Annotated in this window: 20 protein-coding genes; 8 read left to right on the plus strand and 12 right to left on the minus strand. The window is 40.1% G+C overall.

The features are described 5' to 3' along the window. Position 1 precedes the first annotated feature (1 nt). From JS40_RS03405 to JS40_RS03430, 6 genes are all read right to left on the minus strand, one after another. Positions 2-766 carry a class I SAM-dependent methyltransferase gene (locus JS40_RS03405; protein ID WP_051957485.1) on the minus strand — a complete coding sequence of 255 codons (765 nt, stop codon included), beginning with the start codon at positions 764-766 and terminating at the stop codon, positions 2-4. Positions 767-775: 9 nt separating this feature from the next. Next, positions 776-1,342, minus strand: coding sequence for an elongation factor P (gene efp, locus JS40_RS03410; RefSeq protein WP_034258388.1), 567 nt, complete (start codon positions 1,340-1,342; stop codon positions 776-778). A gap of 29 nt (positions 1,343-1,371) precedes the next feature. Continuing rightward, positions 1,372-2,157: an acyl-ACP--UDP-N-acetylglucosamine O-acyltransferase gene (gene lpxA, locus JS40_RS03415; RefSeq protein WP_034258391.1), complete on the minus strand. Its 786-nt coding sequence runs from the start codon at positions 2,155-2,157 to the stop codon at positions 1,372-1,374. Then, positions 2,154-3,563, minus strand: a complete 1,410-nt coding sequence (locus JS40_RS03420) for a bifunctional UDP-3-O-[3-hydroxymyristoyl] N-acetylglucosamine deacetylase/3-hydroxyacyl-ACP dehydratase (RefSeq protein ID WP_034258393.1) — start codon at positions 3,561-3,563, stop codon at positions 2,154-2,156. Before JS40_RS03420 ends, lpxA begins: the two co-directional genes overlap by 4 nt. Next, the gene (gene lpxD / locus JS40_RS03425; protein WP_034258395.1) at positions 3,556-4,581 is read right to left on the minus strand and encodes a UDP-3-O-(3-hydroxymyristoyl)glucosamine N-acyltransferase; all 1,026 of its coding nucleotides are present in this window, start codon (positions 4,579-4,581) and stop codon (positions 3,556-3,558) included. The genes JS40_RS03420 and lpxD overlap by 8 nt, the downstream gene beginning before the upstream one ends. A 109-nt stretch (positions 4,582-4,690) precedes the next feature. After that, positions 4,691-5,920 (minus strand): HD domain-containing protein, encoded by a 1,230-nt coding sequence (locus JS40_RS03430; protein WP_034258398.1) that lies wholly within the window; start codon positions 5,918-5,920, stop codon positions 4,691-4,693. Between the two features lie 116 nt (positions 5,921-6,036). Between JS40_RS03430 and porX the strand changes: the two genes are divergently transcribed. The 5 genes from porX (at position 6,037) to JS40_RS03455 (ending at position 10,530) form a co-directional block, all read left to right on the plus strand. Then, complete coding sequence (gene porX, locus JS40_RS03435) at positions 6,037-7,587, plus strand: T9SS response regulator signal transducer PorX (RefSeq protein WP_034262021.1); 1,551 nt, start codon at positions 6,037-6,039, stop codon at positions 7,585-7,587. A 91-nt stretch (positions 7,588-7,678) separates the two neighbouring features. Beyond that, positions 7,679-8,092, plus strand: coding sequence for a tRNA (adenosine(37)-N6)-threonylcarbamoyltransferase complex ATPase subunit type 1 TsaE (gene tsaE, locus JS40_RS03440; RefSeq protein WP_034258401.1), 414 nt, complete (start codon positions 7,679-7,681; stop codon positions 8,090-8,092). 264 nt (positions 8,093-8,356) lie between these two features. Continuing rightward, positions 8,357-8,884 carry a hypothetical protein gene (locus JS40_RS03445; protein ID WP_034258404.1) on the plus strand — a complete coding sequence of 176 codons (528 nt, stop codon included), beginning with the start codon at positions 8,357-8,359 and terminating at the stop codon, positions 8,882-8,884. 60 nt (positions 8,885-8,944) lie between these two features. Beyond that, positions 8,945-10,144 carry an alanine dehydrogenase gene (locus tag JS40_RS03450; RefSeq protein ID WP_034258407.1) on the plus strand — a complete coding sequence of 400 codons (1,200 nt, stop codon included), beginning with the start codon at positions 8,945-8,947 and terminating at the stop codon, positions 10,142-10,144. Positions 10,145-10,149: 5 nt separating this feature from the next. Then, positions 10,150-10,530 (plus strand): DUF4258 domain-containing protein, encoded by a 381-nt coding sequence (locus JS40_RS03455; RefSeq protein WP_034258410.1) that lies wholly within the window; start codon positions 10,150-10,152, stop codon positions 10,528-10,530. Here the strand turns inward: JS40_RS03455 and JS40_RS03460 are convergent. Further along, positions 10,527-12,266 carry a helix-turn-helix domain-containing protein gene (locus tag JS40_RS03460; protein WP_034258412.1) on the minus strand — a complete coding sequence of 580 codons (1,740 nt, stop codon included), beginning with the start codon at positions 12,264-12,266 and terminating at the stop codon, positions 10,527-10,529. The two genes, JS40_RS03455 and JS40_RS03460, sit on opposite strands and share 4 nt — an antisense overlap. Before the next feature lie 400 nt (positions 12,267-12,666). Then, positions 12,667-13,839: a proline dehydrogenase family protein gene (locus JS40_RS03465; RefSeq protein ID WP_034258415.1), complete on the minus strand. Its 1,173-nt coding sequence runs from the start codon at positions 13,837-13,839 to the stop codon at positions 12,667-12,669. Between the two features lie 66 nt (positions 13,840-13,905). Between JS40_RS03465 and aroB the strand changes: the two genes are divergently transcribed. Together aroB and JS40_RS03475 are read left to right on the plus strand one after the other, a co-directional pair. Beyond that, positions 13,906-14,982 carry a 3-dehydroquinate synthase gene (gene aroB, locus JS40_RS03470; protein ID WP_034258417.1) on the plus strand — a complete coding sequence of 359 codons (1,077 nt, stop codon included), beginning with the start codon at positions 13,906-13,908 and terminating at the stop codon, positions 14,980-14,982. A 77-nt stretch (positions 14,983-15,059) separates the two neighbouring features. After that, positions 15,060-15,356, plus strand: a complete 297-nt coding sequence (locus JS40_RS03475; protein ID WP_034258419.1) for a hypothetical protein — start codon at positions 15,060-15,062, stop codon at positions 15,354-15,356. A gap of 49 nt (positions 15,357-15,405) precedes the next feature. On the opposite strand, the gene JS40_RS03480 is transcribed toward JS40_RS03475, so the two are convergent. The 4 genes from JS40_RS03480 to JS40_RS03495 form a co-directional block, all read right to left on the minus strand. Continuing rightward, the gene (locus JS40_RS03480; protein ID WP_034262023.1) at positions 15,406-15,954 is read right to left on the minus strand and encodes a type 1 glutamine amidotransferase domain-containing protein; all 549 of its coding nucleotides are present in this window, start codon (positions 15,952-15,954) and stop codon (positions 15,406-15,408) included. 262 nt (positions 15,955-16,216) lie between these two features. Next, positions 16,217-16,600: a DinB family protein gene (locus tag JS40_RS03485; RefSeq protein WP_051957486.1), complete on the minus strand. Its 384-nt coding sequence runs from the start codon at positions 16,598-16,600 to the stop codon at positions 16,217-16,219. Positions 16,601-16,604: 4 nt separating this feature from the next. Then, positions 16,605-17,090 (minus strand): Lrp/AsnC family transcriptional regulator, encoded by a 486-nt coding sequence (locus JS40_RS03490; protein ID WP_034258421.1) that lies wholly within the window; start codon positions 17,088-17,090, stop codon positions 16,605-16,607. 55 nt (positions 17,091-17,145) lie between these two features. Next, entirely contained in the window at positions 17,146-18,297 is a 1,152-nt protein-coding gene (locus JS40_RS03495) for a M14 family zinc carboxypeptidase (RefSeq protein ID WP_034258424.1), read from the minus strand. A 293-nt stretch (positions 18,298-18,590) separates the two neighbouring features. On the opposite strand from JS40_RS03495, the gene JS40_RS03500 reads away from it, so the two are divergent. Continuing rightward, positions 18,591-19,004 (plus strand): helix-turn-helix domain-containing protein, encoded by a 414-nt coding sequence (locus tag JS40_RS03500; protein WP_034258427.1) that lies wholly within the window; start codon positions 18,591-18,593, stop codon positions 19,002-19,004. The last annotated feature ends 16 nt before the right edge of the window (positions 19,005-19,020 follow it).

Genomic DNA, 19,020 nt, shown 5'->3' on the forward strand with positions numbered 1-19,020 from the left:
GTTATTTTTTTTCTCCGTAAATGATCACGCGGGCAAATAAGAAATGTAAAAATGGCACTTTTGAAAATAGTACATCCAATTGATACCCAAGTTTATTGATCCAATTATCGTAATTTTTATCGCCATAGATTTTTAATGCCACGAACCCAAAAATAACACTAAAAAAATCAAAAAAATGATGTTTGAAGGTGAATTTCTTTCGGATTAGTTTAAAATCTGAAGATACCAGCGCATGCTCATCGGGTGTGCGCTCCTTCGGATTTAGTCTGCGATACACCTTGTAGAGCGGGTTGATGTTCAATGGTTCTGTAAACAAAATGTAACCCCCGGGTTTCAGCACACGGTGAATGTGATACATTGCTTTCTCTATATCGAGATGGTGAAGGATCGCCCCGCCGTATACCACATCGAATGAAGCATCCGGAAACGTAAGATTGTTGGCATCTATTAGGTGAAAATCGATTGGAAAATCAACCTCCTGGGCATGAGCTGCTCCTTTTTGAAGTTCAACTTCAGAAATATTTATACAAGTGATCTTTTTTGGCGTGGTTTTATTTTTGATCCATGCCATCCAGGAATGAGAGCCGATCTCGAGCAGTTCCTTACCATCAAATGTAGCTACGATCTCTTGAAGAATCCCGGCCTCGCGTTTATAGGAATAATAGAAAGCATGCCTTCGAAGTTTCTTTATCTTTCGTCGGTCTAGCTTATTTTCATTCCAATATTCGGCTTCGGTTTTGGCAATCTCCTCAAGGCTTCGCTTCATAGTCCCGTATTATTCTTTAATACGCTCCTGATATTGCCCCTTTTCAGTATCGATTCTAATTTTATCACCTTCATTGATAAATAAAGGAACGTTCACCTCTGCCCCAGTTTCAACAGTAGCCGGTTTTGTGGCGTTTGTAGCCGTGTTTCCTTTTACTCCGGGCTCGGTAGCAGTGACCTCCAGGATAACATGCGCAGGCATTTCCACCGAAAGTGGTGAATTATCTTCGGTATTGATGATCACAGTTACGATTTCTCCTTCTTTCATCAATTCCGGCACATCTAAAGCGTCCTTTTGAAGTCGTATTTGGGAATAATCTTCCGTATTCATAAAATGATAGGTTTCTCCCTCATTGTACAAATACTGGAACTTATGCGTTTCTACACGTACGTCTTCGATCTTGTGTCCTGCAGAAAATGTGTTGTCTATAACCTTTCCTGAAGTAACACTCTTAAGCTTTGTTCGAACGAATGCCGGACCTTTTCCGGGCTTTACGTGAAGAAATTCGATGATCTTATAAATATCATTGTTATAACGAATACATAATCCTTTTCTAATGTCTGAGCTTGTTGCCATATATACGGTGTCTTTTTTTCTGAAATTAATTAATTTGAACTGAAGTAGCCCTTCATAATCCCACGTTTGGAATTCTTGATGAACTGAAGGATCTCGTCGCGCTCCGGCGTCGCCTCCATCTCTGCTTCGATGATCTCCGCAGCCTGGGTGTTATTATAATTCTTTTGGTAGAGAATTCTGTAGATGTTCTGGATCTCCCGGATCTTTTCAGGAGAAAACCCTCTTCGGCGTAAACCTATAGAATTGATCCCCACATAGGAAAGAGGCTCTCGAGCCGCTTTTACATAAGGCGGCACATCCTTTCGAACCAGCGATCCTCCGGTAACAAAGGCGTGGTTTCCTATCATACAAAATTGATGTACTGCGGTCATTCCCGCCAGTACAACATAATCGCCCACGGTAATATGTCCGGCCAATGTACTGTTGTTAGAAAAGATGCAATGATCCCCCACAATACAATCATGCGCAACGTGGCAATAGGCCATTATCCAGCAATTCTTGCCAATTACGGTCTTTCCACGATCTGATGTACCTCTATTGATAGTCACGTATTCGCGAATGGTCGTTCCATCTCCAATCTCTGCAGTGGTATCTTCGTCATTGAATTTAAGATCCTGCGGAATAGCCGAAATGACCGCTCCCGGAAAAATATTGCAATTCTTTCCAATGCGCGCTCCTTCCATTATGGTCACATTGGACCCTATCCAAGTCCCTTCACCTATCACCACATTGTTATGAATGGTGGTAAAAGGTTCAATGACCACGTTTTTTGCGATTTTAGCGCCCGGATGGACGTATGCTAACGGTTGATTCATTCTACATTTTTTGTTTTGACGATCTGAGCCATGAGTTCGGCTTCGGTCACTAGTTTGTTATTGGCATACGCATTTCCCTGCATGTGCACGATCCCTCTTCTAATAGGGGTTATGAGCTCTAAGTTGAAGATAAGTGTGTCCCCAGGATTTACCTGTTGTTTAAACTTTACATTGTTGATCTTCATAAAAAAGGTAAGATAGTTCTCGGGGTCGGGCACGGTACTCAATGCTAATATCCCTCCCGTTTGTGCCATTGCCTCCACAATAAGAACACCGGGCATTACGGGAGCCCCCGGGAAATGCCCAACAAAGAAGGGTTCGTTCATGGTTACGTTCTTTAAACCTACCACATGAGTGTCTGATAACTCCAAGATCTTATCCACCAATAAGAACGGTGGACGGTGTGGTAGCATTTCCATGATCTGGTTCACATCCTTTACCGGAGGAAGCGACACGTCGAACTGAGGTATCTTGTTCCTGCTTTCTATCTTGATAATTTTGGATAGCTTCTTAGCGAACTGTGTGTTTACATGGTGACCGGGTTTATTAGCGATCACTTTCCCGCGAATACGCATTCCCACCAGTGCAAGATCTCCAATTACATCCAGCAGTTTGTGACGGGCTGCTTCATTGGGATAATGAAGTGTTAGATTATCCAGGATACCATTAGGCTTCACAGATATTTTGTCTTTTCCGAAAGCCTCACGCAATTTCTCCATGGTCTTTGGAGACAATTCTTTATCTACATAGACTATTGCATTATTTAAATCCCCGCCTTTAATGAGGCCGTGCTCCAACAGCATTTCGATCTCATGCAGAAAACTAAAGGTACGAGCGTCGGCGATCTCATCTTTAAATTCGGAGAGATGTTTGAGCGATGCGTTTTGTGTCCCCAGTACTTTGGTGCCAAAATCGACCATGGTAGTTACCTGGTATTCATCGGCCGGAATCACTGTGATTTCGCTTCCCGTTTCTTCGTCAAGATAGGATATTACTTCTTTGACAATATATTCTTCCCGTGGTGCCTCCTGTTCTACGATCCCTGCTTCGGAAATGGCCTGCACAAAGAACTTGGACGATCCGTCCATGATGGGTGGTTCGGAAGCATTCAGCTCCATTAAACAATTATCTACTTCCATTCCCACCAATGCAGCGAGAACATGTTCGGAAGTTTGGATCTTAACACCCAGCTTCTCCAAATTCGTTCCGCGCTGGGTATTGACCACATAATTGGCATCTGCCTCGATCACGGGGCTCCCTTCAAGATCCACGCGTACGAATGCATACCCATGATTCTCGGGGGCAGGCTTAAAAGTAATGGTCACTTCCTTCCCGGTGTGAAGTCCGACTCCCGTTAAGGATACCTCCTTACCAATCGTTCGCTGTTTTACCATGCAGTCAGTCATTGTTTATTTTTTTTTCAAAAGTATTAAATCGTTCGACAAATTTTGGAAGATTCTTGAAGTGTACATAACTTTTATTGAAATCGCCGTAATTTAAAGCCGGTGAGCCTTGTAAGGTCTCATTATCCTTCACATTTCGACCAATTCCGCTTTGTGCTTGTATTCGCACATTATCCCCAATGGTAATGTGCCCCACGATACCCACTTGACCGCCAATCATACAATTACGCCCAATCTTTGTAGATCCGGCAATCCCTGTTTGTGCGGCTATTACCGTGTTCTCTCCAATTTCAACGTTATGTGCTATCTGTATCTGGTTATCCAGCTTGACTCCTTTTCTAATTACCGTGGATCCCAAGGTAGCGCGGTCGATAGTGGTTCCGGCTCCTATATCCACATTATCTTCAAGGATCACGTTTCCGGTTTGCGGAACTTTGGTGTATTCTCCTTTATCATTTGGAGTAAACCCAAAGCCATCAGCTCCCAAGATCACTCCGCTGTGTATCACACAATGGTTTCCAACGATCGATTCAGAATAGATCTTAGCTCCGGCGAATACCACCACGTTGTCGCCAAGGGTTACATTATCACCTATATATACATTAGGATAAATCTTCACATTCTCGCCTATGGTCACATTTTCCCCGATATAGGCAAAGGCGCCCACATAAATATTTGCACCGTATTTGGCACTTTCAGAAATAAAAACCGGCTTCTCGATACCCGTTTTATTCATCTTCACCTGATTGTAATATTCTAATAGTTGTGAAAAAGCCTTGTAGGCGTTTTCCACGCGGATCAATGTAGTAGAAATTGAATTTTCAGCAACGAAACCTTTATCCACAATAGTGATAGAAGCATCGGTAGAATAGATAAAATGTGTGTACTTAGGGTTGGCTAGAAAGGTGAGACTCCCTTCGCTGCCTTCTTCGATCTTTGCAAGTTTCGAAACTTCCACGTCTTCATTTCCGTCAACTTCACCATTAAGAATTCCTGCGATTTGGGCTGCTGTAAATTTCATTTAACAAGTTGTTACTGTTTTTTGGCTGTGCTTTACGACATAAATCCTTCATAATCAAAAATTAATAGTGTATTATTTTTGATAACCTTGCAAAAATAGAAAAAAAGGATTAGTATTTGGGTTTTGGGTAGCACAGATAATATTTCACTACGGTTTTAGACAATGCTTTTAAGTTAAGTTGGTCGCTGGCCCTGGCAACATCTACCACTTTCCCTGTTTTTGTGAGCAAATAGATGGCGTCTTTGTCCATTCTATAGGCCAAATTTTCTATTTCCCCGTTAAATACAAAGTATTTGGCTTCGGCGTTACTCAACTTGTACTTCTCCATTAACGAAGTTCGTTTTTCCTGTATCTGTATTTCTGAAAAAGGTTTTTTCTTGATCTTAATCTTTAGGAGGTCCCTGTTCAAAAGCATTTCAGCCAAATTGCGGAGCACAAAATCGTCGTGAGTCATCCAGGATTTCATAGCTGAAACCACATCGTAATCGTCCAGTTTTGCAAAGGTATTTAATACTTCTTTTGAAAATTGATCTTTATCGATAGCGTTCTTCAGAAAAAAGGACAATGCATCGCTGGCCGGTAACTCCTGACCATGTTGTGTTAACTCTTTTGCACGCTTAAGCAGGTTCATCAACAATTGTTCTGCAACGATCCCTGTTTTGTGTAAATAGACCTGCCAATACATGAATCGCCGGGCGATAATAAATTTTTCGACCGAATACACCCCCTTCTCTTCCACGACCAAAGTATCGTTGTGAACATTAAGCATAGTGATAAGACGCTGAGAATTTACGGTTCCTTCCTGTACGCCGGTATAAAAACTATCCCGCCGCAAATAATCGAGCCGGTCCATATCTAATTGTCCCGAAATTAACTGATGCAGGAATTTTCGGTCGTATTCGTCTTTAAATATGCGTATGGCAAGCGTTAATCTGTTGTTAAAGTTTCGATTCAATTCCTCCATAAACAGGAGAGAAATATACTCATGGCTTACATTTTCAACGATGCTGTGTTCCATAGCATGAGAAAATGGCCCGTGCCCAATATCATGCAAAAGGATCGCAACACACAGTGCCTCTTCTTCATCATTTGAAATTGAAACACCCTTTTGTCGCAGTACTTGTACGGCCCTTTGCATAAGAAACATGGCGCCCAGTGCATGATGGAATCGTGTGTGGTGCGCCCCCGGATATACTAAATACGACATGCCCATTTGAGAAATTCGACGCAGCCTTTGGAAGTAGGTGTGCTCGATCAATTGAAAGACCAGCGAATTGGGTATGGTAATAAAACCATAGATGGGGTCGTTTATAATTTTGAGTTTGCCTGTGGTATTCAAACTTTAACTTTTAATTAGTATTGACACGTACCTTTGTGCGTGACTTTGGAATTAATTTTGAAGTGTTAGCAGGAAACCTCTCAACCGCAATTCCAATAATAAACAAATATACATATATGAGCGACATTAAAGTACTTTGGGTAGACGACGAAATCGATTTGTTAAAACCCCATATCATTTTTCTTGAAAACAAGAACTACAAGGTAACTACGGCACAAAGTGGTACCGAAGCGCTCGTTGAAATAAAAAACCAGAATTTTGACATCGTTTTCTTGGATGAGAACATGCCCGGGCTAACAGGCCTGGAGACCTTAGCTGAAATCAAGGAATATCAAGCAGCACTTCCCGTAGTTATGATTACAAAGAGTGAGGAAGAGTATATCATGGAAGAAGCTATAGGATCTAAAATCGCCGACTACCTGATAAAACCGGTAAATCCGAATCAAATTCTACTTAGTTTAAAAAAGAATCTGGATCATTCGCGATTGATCTCAGAAAAGACTACTTCCAATTATCAGCAGGAGTTCCGTAAGATCGCAATGGATATGTCCATGATCAATACTTTTGAAGGATGGGCAGAACTGTATCAAAAGCTGGTATACTGGGAATTAGAACTGGAGAATATTGAAGATTCCGGCATGTTCGAGATCTTGGAATCTCAGAAAATAGAAGCCAACAGCCAATTCTGTAAGTTTATTGATAAGAATTATCCCTCCTGGTTTGAGAGCGGCAACGAGGCACCTGTGATGTCACATACCTTATTTAAGGAAAAGGTAGTGCCGCAATTAAAGGACCAACAACAAACGCTTTTTGTGGTCATTGACAACCTACGCTATGATCAATGGAAGGCCTTTGAGCCCTTCTTGAAGAGTTCCTATAAAAAAACACAGGAAGAATTGTTCTACAGCATTCTGCCTACAGCAACACAGTATGCCCGTAATGCCATATTTAGCGGATTGATGCCCAGCGAAATGGAGAAGCTGCATCCCGATTATTGGTTGAACGATACCGAGGAAGGTGGAAAGAACATGTTCGAAGAGCAGTTTCTGGCATCGCAGTTAAAGCGATTAGGCTTGAATGTAAATTGGAGTTATCATAAAATTTCCAGTTTAAAACAAGGAAAGCGACTTGTTGAAAATTTTAAGACCCACAAGGAAGAAGATCTTACTGTGGTGGTGTACAATTTTGTAGACATGCTCTCCCATTCCAAAACTGAAATGGAAGTGATCAAGGAACTGGCCTCCAACGATAAGTCCTATCGTTCTCTCACTCAGAGTTGGTTCAAAAACTCGCCTCTAATGGAGATCATTCAGCAGGCAGCCCAATTAGGCTTTAAATTAATCCTTACGACCGATCATGGGACGATCAATGTAAAAAACCCTTCCAAAGTGATTGGAGATAAGAATACCAGTTTGAACTTACGTTACAAGACAGGAAAGAGTCTTACCTACGAAGATAAGGATGTGCTGGCCGCCAGAGACCCTAAAAAAATACATCTCCCTACTATAAATATGAGCAGTTCGTTTATTTTTGCAAAAGGCGACCTATTCTTTGCGTATCCCAATAATTACAATCATTATGTAAGTTATTATCGCAACACCTATCAGCATGGCGGTGTTTCTTTGGAAGAGATGATCATTCCATTTGCGGTCTTAGAACCCAAATAATTTGTAGGAATTTACTTATTTAAATACAGATAATCGATATTTTTTGTTAATAATCGAGAAATTATTCTATATTTGCTCGCAATCTAGTGACATGCAGTTGACATATACTCTCCAAGATATTCCGGCAATAGCCGATCAACTCTTGTTGGCAGCCCCCACCAAGACCTTACTATTTTATGGAGATATGGGTGTAGGAAAGACTACACTTATTAAAGCACTTGCAGAGCACTTAGGTGTAACTGATACAGTTACGAGCCCAACATTTTCTATCGTTAATGAATACATGCTGAAGGATGATATGTTATATCACTTCGATTTTTACAGAATTGAGAGCAATGAAGAAGCGATGGATATAGGAATAGAGGATTATTTTTATTCCGGTCATTGGAATTTTATCGAGTGGCCAAATAAAATTGAAACATTATTACCAAAAGACAGTACAAGCATACAACTAACAAAAAACCAAAACGGAAGTAGAACCCTAAAGATATTGCCAGTGAAGTAAATTGTAACGAGATTTCATAATAAACACAAGGATTCTTAATCATGCTCGCCCCAAATCGCAGTAGTTTTTAAGCAGGATTTTTTTGGCTTAAAGCTAACTTATAAAGATACGGCGAACATACTTGAAATACTTGTTTTTTTTCGTGCTAGGTTTGTATGATAAACCTCACAAAAACAAATATTATGAAATTAACAAAGTACTTTTTAATCGTTGCAATTTTCGGGGCTGGATTATTTATCTCTTGTACTCCGGAAAGCATAGAAGATGGACAAACACCACAACAAATTGACAAGCCAAAGCCGTTACAAAACGGGTAAATATTCTTTATTTGTAGGTGGTATAATAGTAATGTTTATAGCAGCTACTCCATTTGTATTTTATTCATATGAAAGTTTCCCAAGTGATTCAACTTCTTGGGAAACTTATTTTTTTACATTAAGGACAAGTTATCCTTCTTTGTATCATTTGGCTTGGTACTGCGTTGGTAAAGCAGTACCATTATTTCTTCTCTTGATTTGGTTCTTTACATGTCGTCATTGGTGGCACTGGATCATCCTCGTACCCATCGCAATGTATGCTTTTCAATTGTGGGGTGTAATAAATGAAAATGGGGGAATGGATGAGTTAGAAATATACTATGTTATACCTTTAATGATGGTTTTAGTTCCTGCAGTATATTTGGTTAGAGCTAAATTATTCTCTAAAATTAGAGAAAATGATTTACAATCTTTCGAACAAGAATTATTTACAAAAAAAACTGCCTGGCAACAGATCAAGGACTTATTTCGCTAAGTTGCCGGTTTTACATTTTAAATTAAATATGTACCTTGGTACTACCAACCTGTAGCACCTATGGCCACATCCAATTCACCATTTACCAAAGCACAACTGTTACCCCAGGAAGAGAAACTGGAAGTCTTCAAGCAGCAGGGAGAACTGTATATTGGTATCCCCAAAGAGACGTATTTTCAGGAGAAACGTATCTGTCTAACGCCCGATGCGGTGGGAGCCATTGTGAATAACGGACATCGGGTACTGGTAGAATCAGCCGCCGGAGATGAAGCCGGATATTCCGATCAACAATACAGTGAGGCCGGAGCAAAGATCACCAAAGATCGCAAACAGGTCTTTGAATGCCCCATCGTTCTTAAAGTGGAACCCCCTACTCTGGAGGAGATCGAACTCATCAAGCCCAAAACGGTGATTATTTCGGCACTGCAGCTAAAGACACAGCAAAAAAAATATTTCGATGCACTTGCTAAAAAGAAAATTACGGCCTTAGCCTTCGAATTTATAAAAGACGAAGATCACAGCTACCCTGTGGTTAAAGCATTAAGTGAGATCGCAGGGACGGCATCGGTATTGGTAGCGGCAGAGATCATGGTCAACGCCAAAGCAGGAAATGGTTTGCTGTTTGGCAATATAAGTGGTGTGCCTCCCGTGGAAGTCGTGGTAATAGGCGCCGGGACAGTGGGAGAATTTGCGGTACGGTCTGCCTTGGGACTAGGAGCGAATGTAAAAGTATTCGACAGTTCCATTACCAAATTACGAAACCTTCAGTGCAACGTAGGGCGAACCCTCTACACCTCTACCCTACAGCCTAAAAATTTAATGAAAGCACTGCGCCGCTGTGATGTGGCAATCGGAGCTGTACGAGGCAAAGACCGTTCCCCCATTATCGTTTCCAAGACCATGGTCGAAAACATGAAGAATGGTGCCGTCGTGATAGATGTGAGTGTCGATATGGGCGGCTGCTTTGAAACAACTGAAATGACCTCGCACAAAGAACCTACTCAAATTAAGTACGGAGTTATACATTATGGCGTTCCTAATATACCCGCCCGCTATCCCAAAACGGCCTCTATAGCCATAAGCAATATTTTTACCCCCTATCTTTTGGATATTGCAGAATGTGGCGGACTGGAAAATGCCATCCGTTTTGACAGCGGTTTGCGAAATGGGTTGTATTTTTACCGCGGTATACTAACAAGTCAGTCGGTAGCCGAGTGGTTCGATCTTTCCTACAGCGATATCAACCTACTTATATTTTAATCAGCATGAAATTAGCACATCGTATCGCCTATTATCTGGGTGGATTTAGCATTGGTATTGTCATCTTACTTTTTTTTCTGGGAGGAAAGCGCGCTTCCTGTGATTATGGCCCAAATGCCCGCACCTTAAAAAACATCCGCTTAAAGGAACGATTCTATTCGGAGAATGCTTTGAGTACGTTACGTCGTAATGGTTTGGACTCCACCGCCATCGAATCTATATTAAATGACGGTGATGTACTTTTCTCTGAAAGCAATACCGATCTGCAGACCTGCAAGCAGTATGTGATCGAAGGAACAGTTACCGCAAAAGTGATCACCATTATGGTTGAAAATTGCGAGGAACGAGCAACCATCTTAAAAGCTTCGGTAGAAGCAAAAAACTAATCTAGAGATTCTTTCTTTTCCAGACTCTTTAGATAATAAGAAGGGTAAATTCCGTATTTCTTATAAAAAGCTTTTGAAAAGGATTCTCCTGTTTTAAAGCCACATTCCCCGGCGATAGCTTTAATAGTATATTTTCTGAAGACTGGATCTGCAGCCAGCTTTTTAAAAGCATACGTGACCCTAAGATCATTAATGTATTGTGTAAAGCTCTTGTCTTTTTCCATATTGATCACCTGAGAGAGGTATTTGGAATTGGTATCCAGCCGTTTCGACAAATACCCCAGAGATATCTTTTGGGAGAGGTATTCTTTATTTCTCTCGAACGCTACAAGACTTTGCAGAATGTTCTCTACTAACTCATTAGAAGGCTTGGCCGGAAGAGCTTGTTCTCCATTAGTAGGGGTCGCTTCATTCTGTGAATATGCCACCAGCTTCTCAAATCGTTTCTTATAGAGCAATTGACGGTTGAAATAATAAAAAAATCCTAGGGTACTTAATATTAATAATCCAGCAATGGCCCAATTTGATATAGTGGCCATTTCATTTTTACGTTGAAGTTCATTGATTAATTTTTCTTTTTCTGCCAGTAGCCGAGGAGTCTCAACATTTTTAATTATCTGAGGTTCAAAATATTGATAATTTTTTTTACAAATACTGTCAATGAATAATAAACTGTTCAAATACTCTATTTGTTTTGGAATATTATTTTCTAAAGATGAGTAATCGTAAAGTTTTTCAAACAATTTTCTGTCGGCAGGATAGATTTTCAAAACATTCCGTTTATATATAGAATCAGCTTTTAAAAGATTTTTAATTCCCATTCGGTAGTCATTTCTTTCAATTAAAGATAATCCGTTAAGCATATAAATATTAAATTTTGTATCTGGACTAGAGTCAGGATATAAATCAAGAAATGTTCTACCCTTTTTAATCACCAAGTCATAGTTCTGATCTAAATATTCAATATCAATATCAGCTTCTAATAACCAACGCAAATGTAAACTTTTGTCAAGTCCATTATATTTTTCAAGCTGATTATATGCTTTTTTTGAGTAGAATCTAGCTGAATCTACTTTGACTAAATTTATAAAACAAAAAACAAAATTCTCCCAAGATGATAGTTTTTCCCGATCCGCTATTATTTTAAGATTATTTTGGAACTCTTTTCTCGTGCTTTTAATAATTTCTGAATAAAACTCTTTTGAAAATACTATTTTATGACGTTTACGTTGCAGATCTAGGGCTTCCTCTTTATTACCCCAAACTGATTTTGATGATATCAATACATCTAGAATATAAATTTGTTGTTGTAAGTTATTCTGTTCTTTTGATAATAAATAGGCATTAAAATATTCTTTGGTGGATTGAACTAAATTTCCCAATTCACTATAGTTATAACCTCTTAATATGTATCCTAATGCTGGATATGTTATGTGCTTTTTATGCTTAGTTAGTTCAATAACACTATCGGCAAATTGAAGGTTCTTCTCCGGATGAAAGATCCGGGCCAAGCGATCGTAGCCCCGGGCCATTTTGATGGTATCCTTTTCCTTTCGTGCCCTCTCTAAATAAACCCGTGCGATTCTTTCTTGAGTGATGGAGTCACCCCCTACTTCATCGAACCAATATAATAGAGCTTCATCCTCAAGAGCATGTAGGTTTTGGGGTAGCTTAGATTGCCCCAACATGGAACCGGTGAGGACGAGAAGACTTAATATGAGAAGCGGTAAACGCATATTAAAACAAACTATTTAAAGTTATTAAAATTTGCCACGCTGACCGCAATATCGGCGAAGAACCTTGAATTTACCGGACACGGCTTATACTTTATTGAAAATCAAATGCGTAGGATCTGTTTTGGAAGCAGGCATTCGTGAATAACGACTGCTTATTCAAGAATGGCGATATGGAAGGGTTGCAATTGACGGAAAAAACCCGAAAATTTATAGTGTTAATTTCATTTTATTTACCTCAGCTAAAGGCTTTTACTTGAGTAAACTGGGGAGTTGAAAAGTAAAAGCCCTTTAGTTGAATTTTCAGAAAGTATTACTCCCTGTTAATTGTTTTCATAGTTGGTTAGTTTGATGTAAAAAGCACGATTCCATTCGTGCTTTTTATTGATACAATATCCAACCACTACAATTTACGTCGTTCCTTCTCTCGTTTCAGCAAGGTAAGTTCTCTGCTGGTTTGTCCGGCCACCGAGGTGTTCTCTTCGGCTCGCCGTATTAAATAGGGCATAACATCCTTTACCGGCCCAAAAGGAATGTACTTTGCTACGTTATACCCTTCTTTCGCAAGATTAAAACTAATATGATCGCTCATCCCGTATAACTGACCAAACCAAATACGTCCGTCGCTTTTCGACAAACTTTCCGTTTCCATGGTCTCCATGGCCAAATAGCTGCTTACCTCATTATGGGTGCCTAAAAACAGTGAGATGTCACTTAAATGGGTTAAGATATAATCGGTTACAGTATTGAAGTTTTCATCGGTGGCACTCTTACTGGCACATATTGGGGTGGGATATCCTTTATCTTCGGCACGATCATGCTCTTTCTCCATATAAGCACCACGCACTACTTTGAATCCGAGTAAGTATCCTTTTGCTTTCGCGCGTTTGTGGAGCTCCTTCAAATACTCAAAACGGTCCCAGCGGTAGCACTGCAGGGTATTAAAGACAATAGGTGTTTCTTTATTGTAGATCTCCATCATCTCCTCACAGAGCCCATCGGCTGCTCCCTGCATCCAGGATTCTTCCGCATCGATCAATAAAGCGATGTTGCACTCTTGTGCGACTTTACAAACATGATGGTACCGTTGTTTTATACGTTCCCACTCCCCTTGCTCAGCTTCAGAAAGTGTGGCGCCTTCGGTTACTTTTTGCCAGATCTTAAAACGGCCCAGTCCGGTAGGTTTAAACACCGAAAACGGCATAGCCGATTTATTTTTTGCGAAGCGGGTTAGGTCTATGATCTTTTCCATGGTGGCATCAAACTGCTTCTCCTCCTCCTTCCCTTCGACTGAATAGTCCAGCACCGAAGAGACCCCTGCTTCCTCCAGACTATCGACCGTAGACATACAATCCTTTTCGTTCACCCCTCCACAAAAATGATCGAAAACGGTGGAGCGTATCAAGCCTTCTACCGGAAGATGCATATTCAAAGCCAGTTTTGTTGCGGCTGTTCCAATACGAACCAAAGGTTCATTGGCAATCATTTTAAAGAGAAAATAGGCGCGTTCTAATTCTGAATCACTTTTAAGAGCAAAGGCCGTTTCAGTATTATCAAAAAGCGATTTTGATACCATAAATTGAAAATAAAGTTCACAAATATAGTTAGATTTGGTGTCTATTTAAATAACAAAATGGGTTTCATGACGAATAAAATTATTCATAAAGAGCGCGGATCGGTCTACGCAACGAACAACCTTCCTACCTACCTCAAAAAAGTACTGGACGACTTGAAACCTTCGCATATATTCATACTTACCGATAACCACACGCTCGAAGTTTGTTTACCTAAATTCCTTTCAGAAATTAAATTTTTGGAGCAACCCGAAGTTCTTGTAATTGAAGCCGGGGAAGCACACAAACACATTGAAACCTGTGTTGCCCTGTGGGAAGATCTTTCCAGTCGCGGAGCCGACAGGAAAAGCCTGCTCATCAATTTAGGGGGTGGCGTGGTGACAGATATTGGGGGATTTGTTGCGGCTACATTTAAACGAGGGATTGAGTTTATTCATGTCCCCACATCCCTACTCGCTATGGTCGATGCTTCGGTAGGTGGCAAAAATGGTGTGGATCTGGGGGCATTGAAAAATCAGATCGGGGTCATCAAAGAACCTCTCGCTGTTTTCATAGATCCTGGCTATTTAGATACCTTACCGGCCGAACACATTACTTCCGGCTATGCTGAAATGTTAAAGCATGGTTTAATCCATTCCGAAGAATACTGGACGAAGATTCAATCGTTCAACCCGCAAAATCATGAGGAAACAGCACAGCTTATCTGGGATTCTGTATTGATAAAAAACACCATAGTATTAAAGGACCCGCTGGAAAAGAACGAGCGCAAGACCTTGAATTACGGGCATACACTGGGACACGCCATTGAGTCCTATTGTCTGGAATCTACCCAAAAAACCACCTTATTGCACGGTGAAGCTATTGCCATTGGAATGATCCTGGCTACCTATATTTCTTCGGAACTGGAAGGCTTTCCATCAAAAAAACTTTCAGAAATCACCAGCATTATTCTGAAGCATTTTCCGAAAACAGACTTCACAAAAGAGGATATAGAAAAAATTGTAGCACTGCTGGTTTTTGACAAGAAAAACAGTCACGGGAAGGTTTGTTTTGTGCTACTGAAAGATATTGGTAAGCACAAGATGTGTTGCGAAGTGCCTAATGAGGTTATTTACAAAGCGTTCGATTACTATAAAAATTTTTGAAAATTTACACTGAATTAATTTGTGGCTATACATTTTTTAGTAGTTTTAAAACCCAAACCAACTTGTGACATCAAAGTATGAAACGCATTATTGTAGACTATAGAAAACTAACTCCCGAAATTCTCTCGTTACTTGTGGAGAAGTATCCCGACGGGTATGACGACGATCATGTAATTGTCTTTAAGAATGCGAAGAATGAAACGGTCGAAGCGGTCGAGGTTCGTACAGAAGATACCATATACCTTGTAAAGGTGAGTTCACGCTTAGAAACAACTATGGCCAATTTTGATGAAGAAGATTATGCCGAAGAAGATTTTACAGAACCCATTGTTGAAATCCCCGAAAAGAAAATCTTAGAAGATGAAGAAGAATAAAAAAAGAGGCGAATATCGCCTCTTTTTTTTGTGTATGAATTGTTAAAGATTATGCATGCTGTAATTCATGCTTTCCTTCTTTTATTTCCTCGATGAGCTTTGAGTTGAATGCCGGAAGGTCGTTTGGATTTCTACTCGTAACGAGTGCTTCATCTACTACGACTTCTTTGTCTACCCAATTGGCGCCAGCATTCTTCAAGTCATCTTTAATGGAGTTGAACGAAGTCATTGTTCTGCCTTTCACCACATCGGCGCTAATAAGTATTTGTGGTGCGTGACAAATGGCTGCCACTGGCTTTCCTTGTTTAAAGAAATCCCTCACAAAGGTCAATGCGTCTTCATTTCTTCTTAGTTTATCCGGATTGATGACGCCACCGGGAAGCATGAGCGCATTATAGTCTTCTGCCGAAACATCACTAAGTGTCTTGTCTACTTGATATTCGTTGCTCCAATTTCCATCGGCCCAACCTTTAATCTTTCCACTTTCTTCACTTACGATCTCTACGGTAAAACCTTCAGCTTCCATCGCCTCTTTTGGAGATTTCAATTCTGATTCTTCAAATCCGTTGGTCGCTAATATTGCAATTCTCTTTTCCATAATCTTTTCTTTTTTTGTTATTACTAATTTTTCTATACCCAAGTATACCAGTAATAACAGGCAATTCAAAAGATTTGATGCTAAGATTTATTTAAAGTTAGTTAAGGAATTGGTAATACAGCCTGTGAGGTCATAAATAGCGTTCCTCGATCACTTTCAAGTGATAAACAGCATGTCCGGCAATAAGAAAACCCAAGGCTCTCACGGACACCTCCGCCTGATTGGCTTTTCCCCTTTGCAGCAACACATCCTTAGAAAAGCTCTAAATCAAAAGGACAGACGCCCTTCGAACAGCTACAAACTCCTCTACCAAATTGTCCATTGTACGGAAATTCGCATTCGAGTTTGCGGCAAATTCATTTTCATCGAACCCAGGCAATTCGGTGTTTGCTGCTCTGGCAAAATGCAGGGCTCTAGAACAGAAGACCCGTTCGGAATCTATAAGATGTAACAAGATCTCTTTGGGAGTCCATTTGTCCGGCGCATAGCGATACGCATGTTTTTCTTGGGGGATCCTTTCAAAAAATGACTGCGTCTCTAAAAGTCCTTTTGTAAGGCTCTCCATAAGGGACATTTCCCCAACGCTATCCATATAATTCTTAAAATACGGTTGATACTCAGAGAGAGAAAGATCGGCAGTTGTCATGCAGTTATGTTGTAATGTTCTGAAAGATTGAGTGCATCAACCGTTTCTTATCATTAATGCTCTCTTCTAAGGAGATCATGGTCTCTGTACGTGTAACTCCTTCTATATCGTCTATTTTATAAATGATCTCTTTGGCATGGCTTGTATCCTTTGCCCGGATCTTACAGAAGATATTAAATTTCCCTGTAGTAACGTGGGCCACGGTTACAAAAGGGATCTCATTAATTCGTTCCAACACAAATTGAGTTTGCGAGGTCTTATTTAAAAAGACACCAACATAAGCAATAAAAGAATAACCCAGTTTTTGATAATCCAGGGTGAGGGAAGATCCAATAATGATTCCGGCCTCTTCCATTTTCTTGACACGCACGTGCACAGTTCCTGCGGAAATTTTATGCCGTTTTGCGATATCGGTAAAAGGAGTACGGGTGTTCTCGATAAGCATATCGAGAATTTGATGGTCTGTTTCGTCTAATTTAAATTTTGCCATGGCAGAAGGAATTTGTTTTCTGTAACAAAATTAATATGTTTTTAGTAGTCTAAGGTCAAATTTCAGGAATAAATAATACAGAATCTCCTGTTTTGTTAGATATAATTGAAACTTTCTGTCCCACGTTTGTATTTTGATGAGAATTAACCAATACGGTGCACCCCTGGCCATCTATCTCTCTATGCCCTTTATAATTGGAAAGATCGCCAAGTTCGTCGATATGAGGGACAAAATCTATCTGTTCATTTGTAAGTATTTCTGAAAACTGGATTCCAATATCCCGGGGTTTATTGTTATTGTTGAAGCAAACATTCCGAATGATCACATCTTTGTAAATAATACGGTTCTCCGGAATAGAAAAGTATTGATCGGTACTTGAAACTACTTCTGAAGCACCCTGCAAGCCAAAAAGCTTCGAAAATGCCAAGAAAATATACTTCCGCGTAATCTCGCGTTCGTAATCATTTTGAAAATGCCCCGCCTCAAAGAGAATGGTCGGGACACCGGCCTGTTGAAATGCATCGCCTACACAATTTACATTAAACGTATCGTCATAACGCCCAATCTGATTGGACACATAGTTCTGCAAAAAGGCGTTCAACACTATAATCTTCTGCATGGCTACCTCGCGGGCAGGCGTAAGCGCCCGCTGTGGATCGGCTGCCGGTGCTAAAAATGATATCGTTGCCGGTAAACCCGTTGGAAGTCCGTAGATAGTGCGCTGATCGTGTAAATTCAAACAAAGATTAGGTTGTACTTCATCAAATACCTGTTTAAGCAACCTGCTTTCGGATTGCGACAGTGTCACCGCATCCCTATTGAGGTCTACACCGTTGGCATTCTCCCGGGTATACCGTTCTGCTCCATCGGGATTGAGGATAGGAAAAGCATACAAAGTGTATTCCTGTAGAAAATGTTCAATTTCCTCTTGGAAGTCATTCTTCTGGTCTAAAAACCGAAACAGATCAAAAAGTGCTTTGGTAGTTGTTGATTCGTTGCCGTGCATTTGTGACCATGCAAGAACGATCTTCGATCCATGACCCAATGTAATAAGTGGAATTTTTTTACCCAGTTCAGAGTTTCCCGGATACGAAATTTTTAGTCGGTTACTGAAACTTTTCAGCAAGGGATCGATATGCTTCAAGCTAAGATATCTTCCCCTTAATCGGGATTCAAAATGGGCAGCATACCAAGTGGATAAGTTCATACAAATTCTATGTGATTACAAAGGTAAACAAAGCCTTGTTTACATGTGTAAACAAGTAAAAACAGCAGTTGGGGGTACTTTTGTAAACAATTTATGTGTCTAAAGCGAGAAAAACACCACGTAATATGCTCGCAATGCACCAAATATTTTTATTATATTCTTTTTCAGTGTATTAAATGTAGTTATATAAACAATTAATTATAGGTAGATAACATTAATTACCCAGTATAATTGGTATCATAGATAAAATAATTTACATTTGTAAACGTTTTACAACAAACGCCCTTGTTACAATGGTAAACAGCAACGATTTCTCGAAAAGACTGGAAAAAATACTCGATTATTACGGGTTATCGGCTACGGCTTTTTCGGATGCGATCGATTTTAACAGGTCCACTATTTCGCATTTGCTATCGGGTAGAAACAAACCCAGTTTGGATTTTGTGATGAAGGTGATTCAGCAATTTCCAGAAGTAGAATTATACTGGTTGTTAAACGGAAAAGGTGACTTCCCGTCCGATAAGAAAAATGATCCGACTCCTTCTGCCCCATCTTCCCGGATAACTGCTTCAGAAATGAAAGAAGCGACAAAACAATCCGTTTCCATTCCGACTAAGCATCCTTCAGAAACTACTTCCGCTTCAGCAGTTATAGAACGGATCGTGATTTTTTATAGCGACGGTACTTTTAAGACCTACGAAAATTAATTATTCTCCTTAAAAT

Origin of the sequence: Altibacter lentus, assembly GCF_000746845.1 — a bacterium.
GTDB lineage: Bacteria > Bacteroidota > Bacteroidia > Flavobacteriales > Flavobacteriaceae > Altibacter > Altibacter lentus.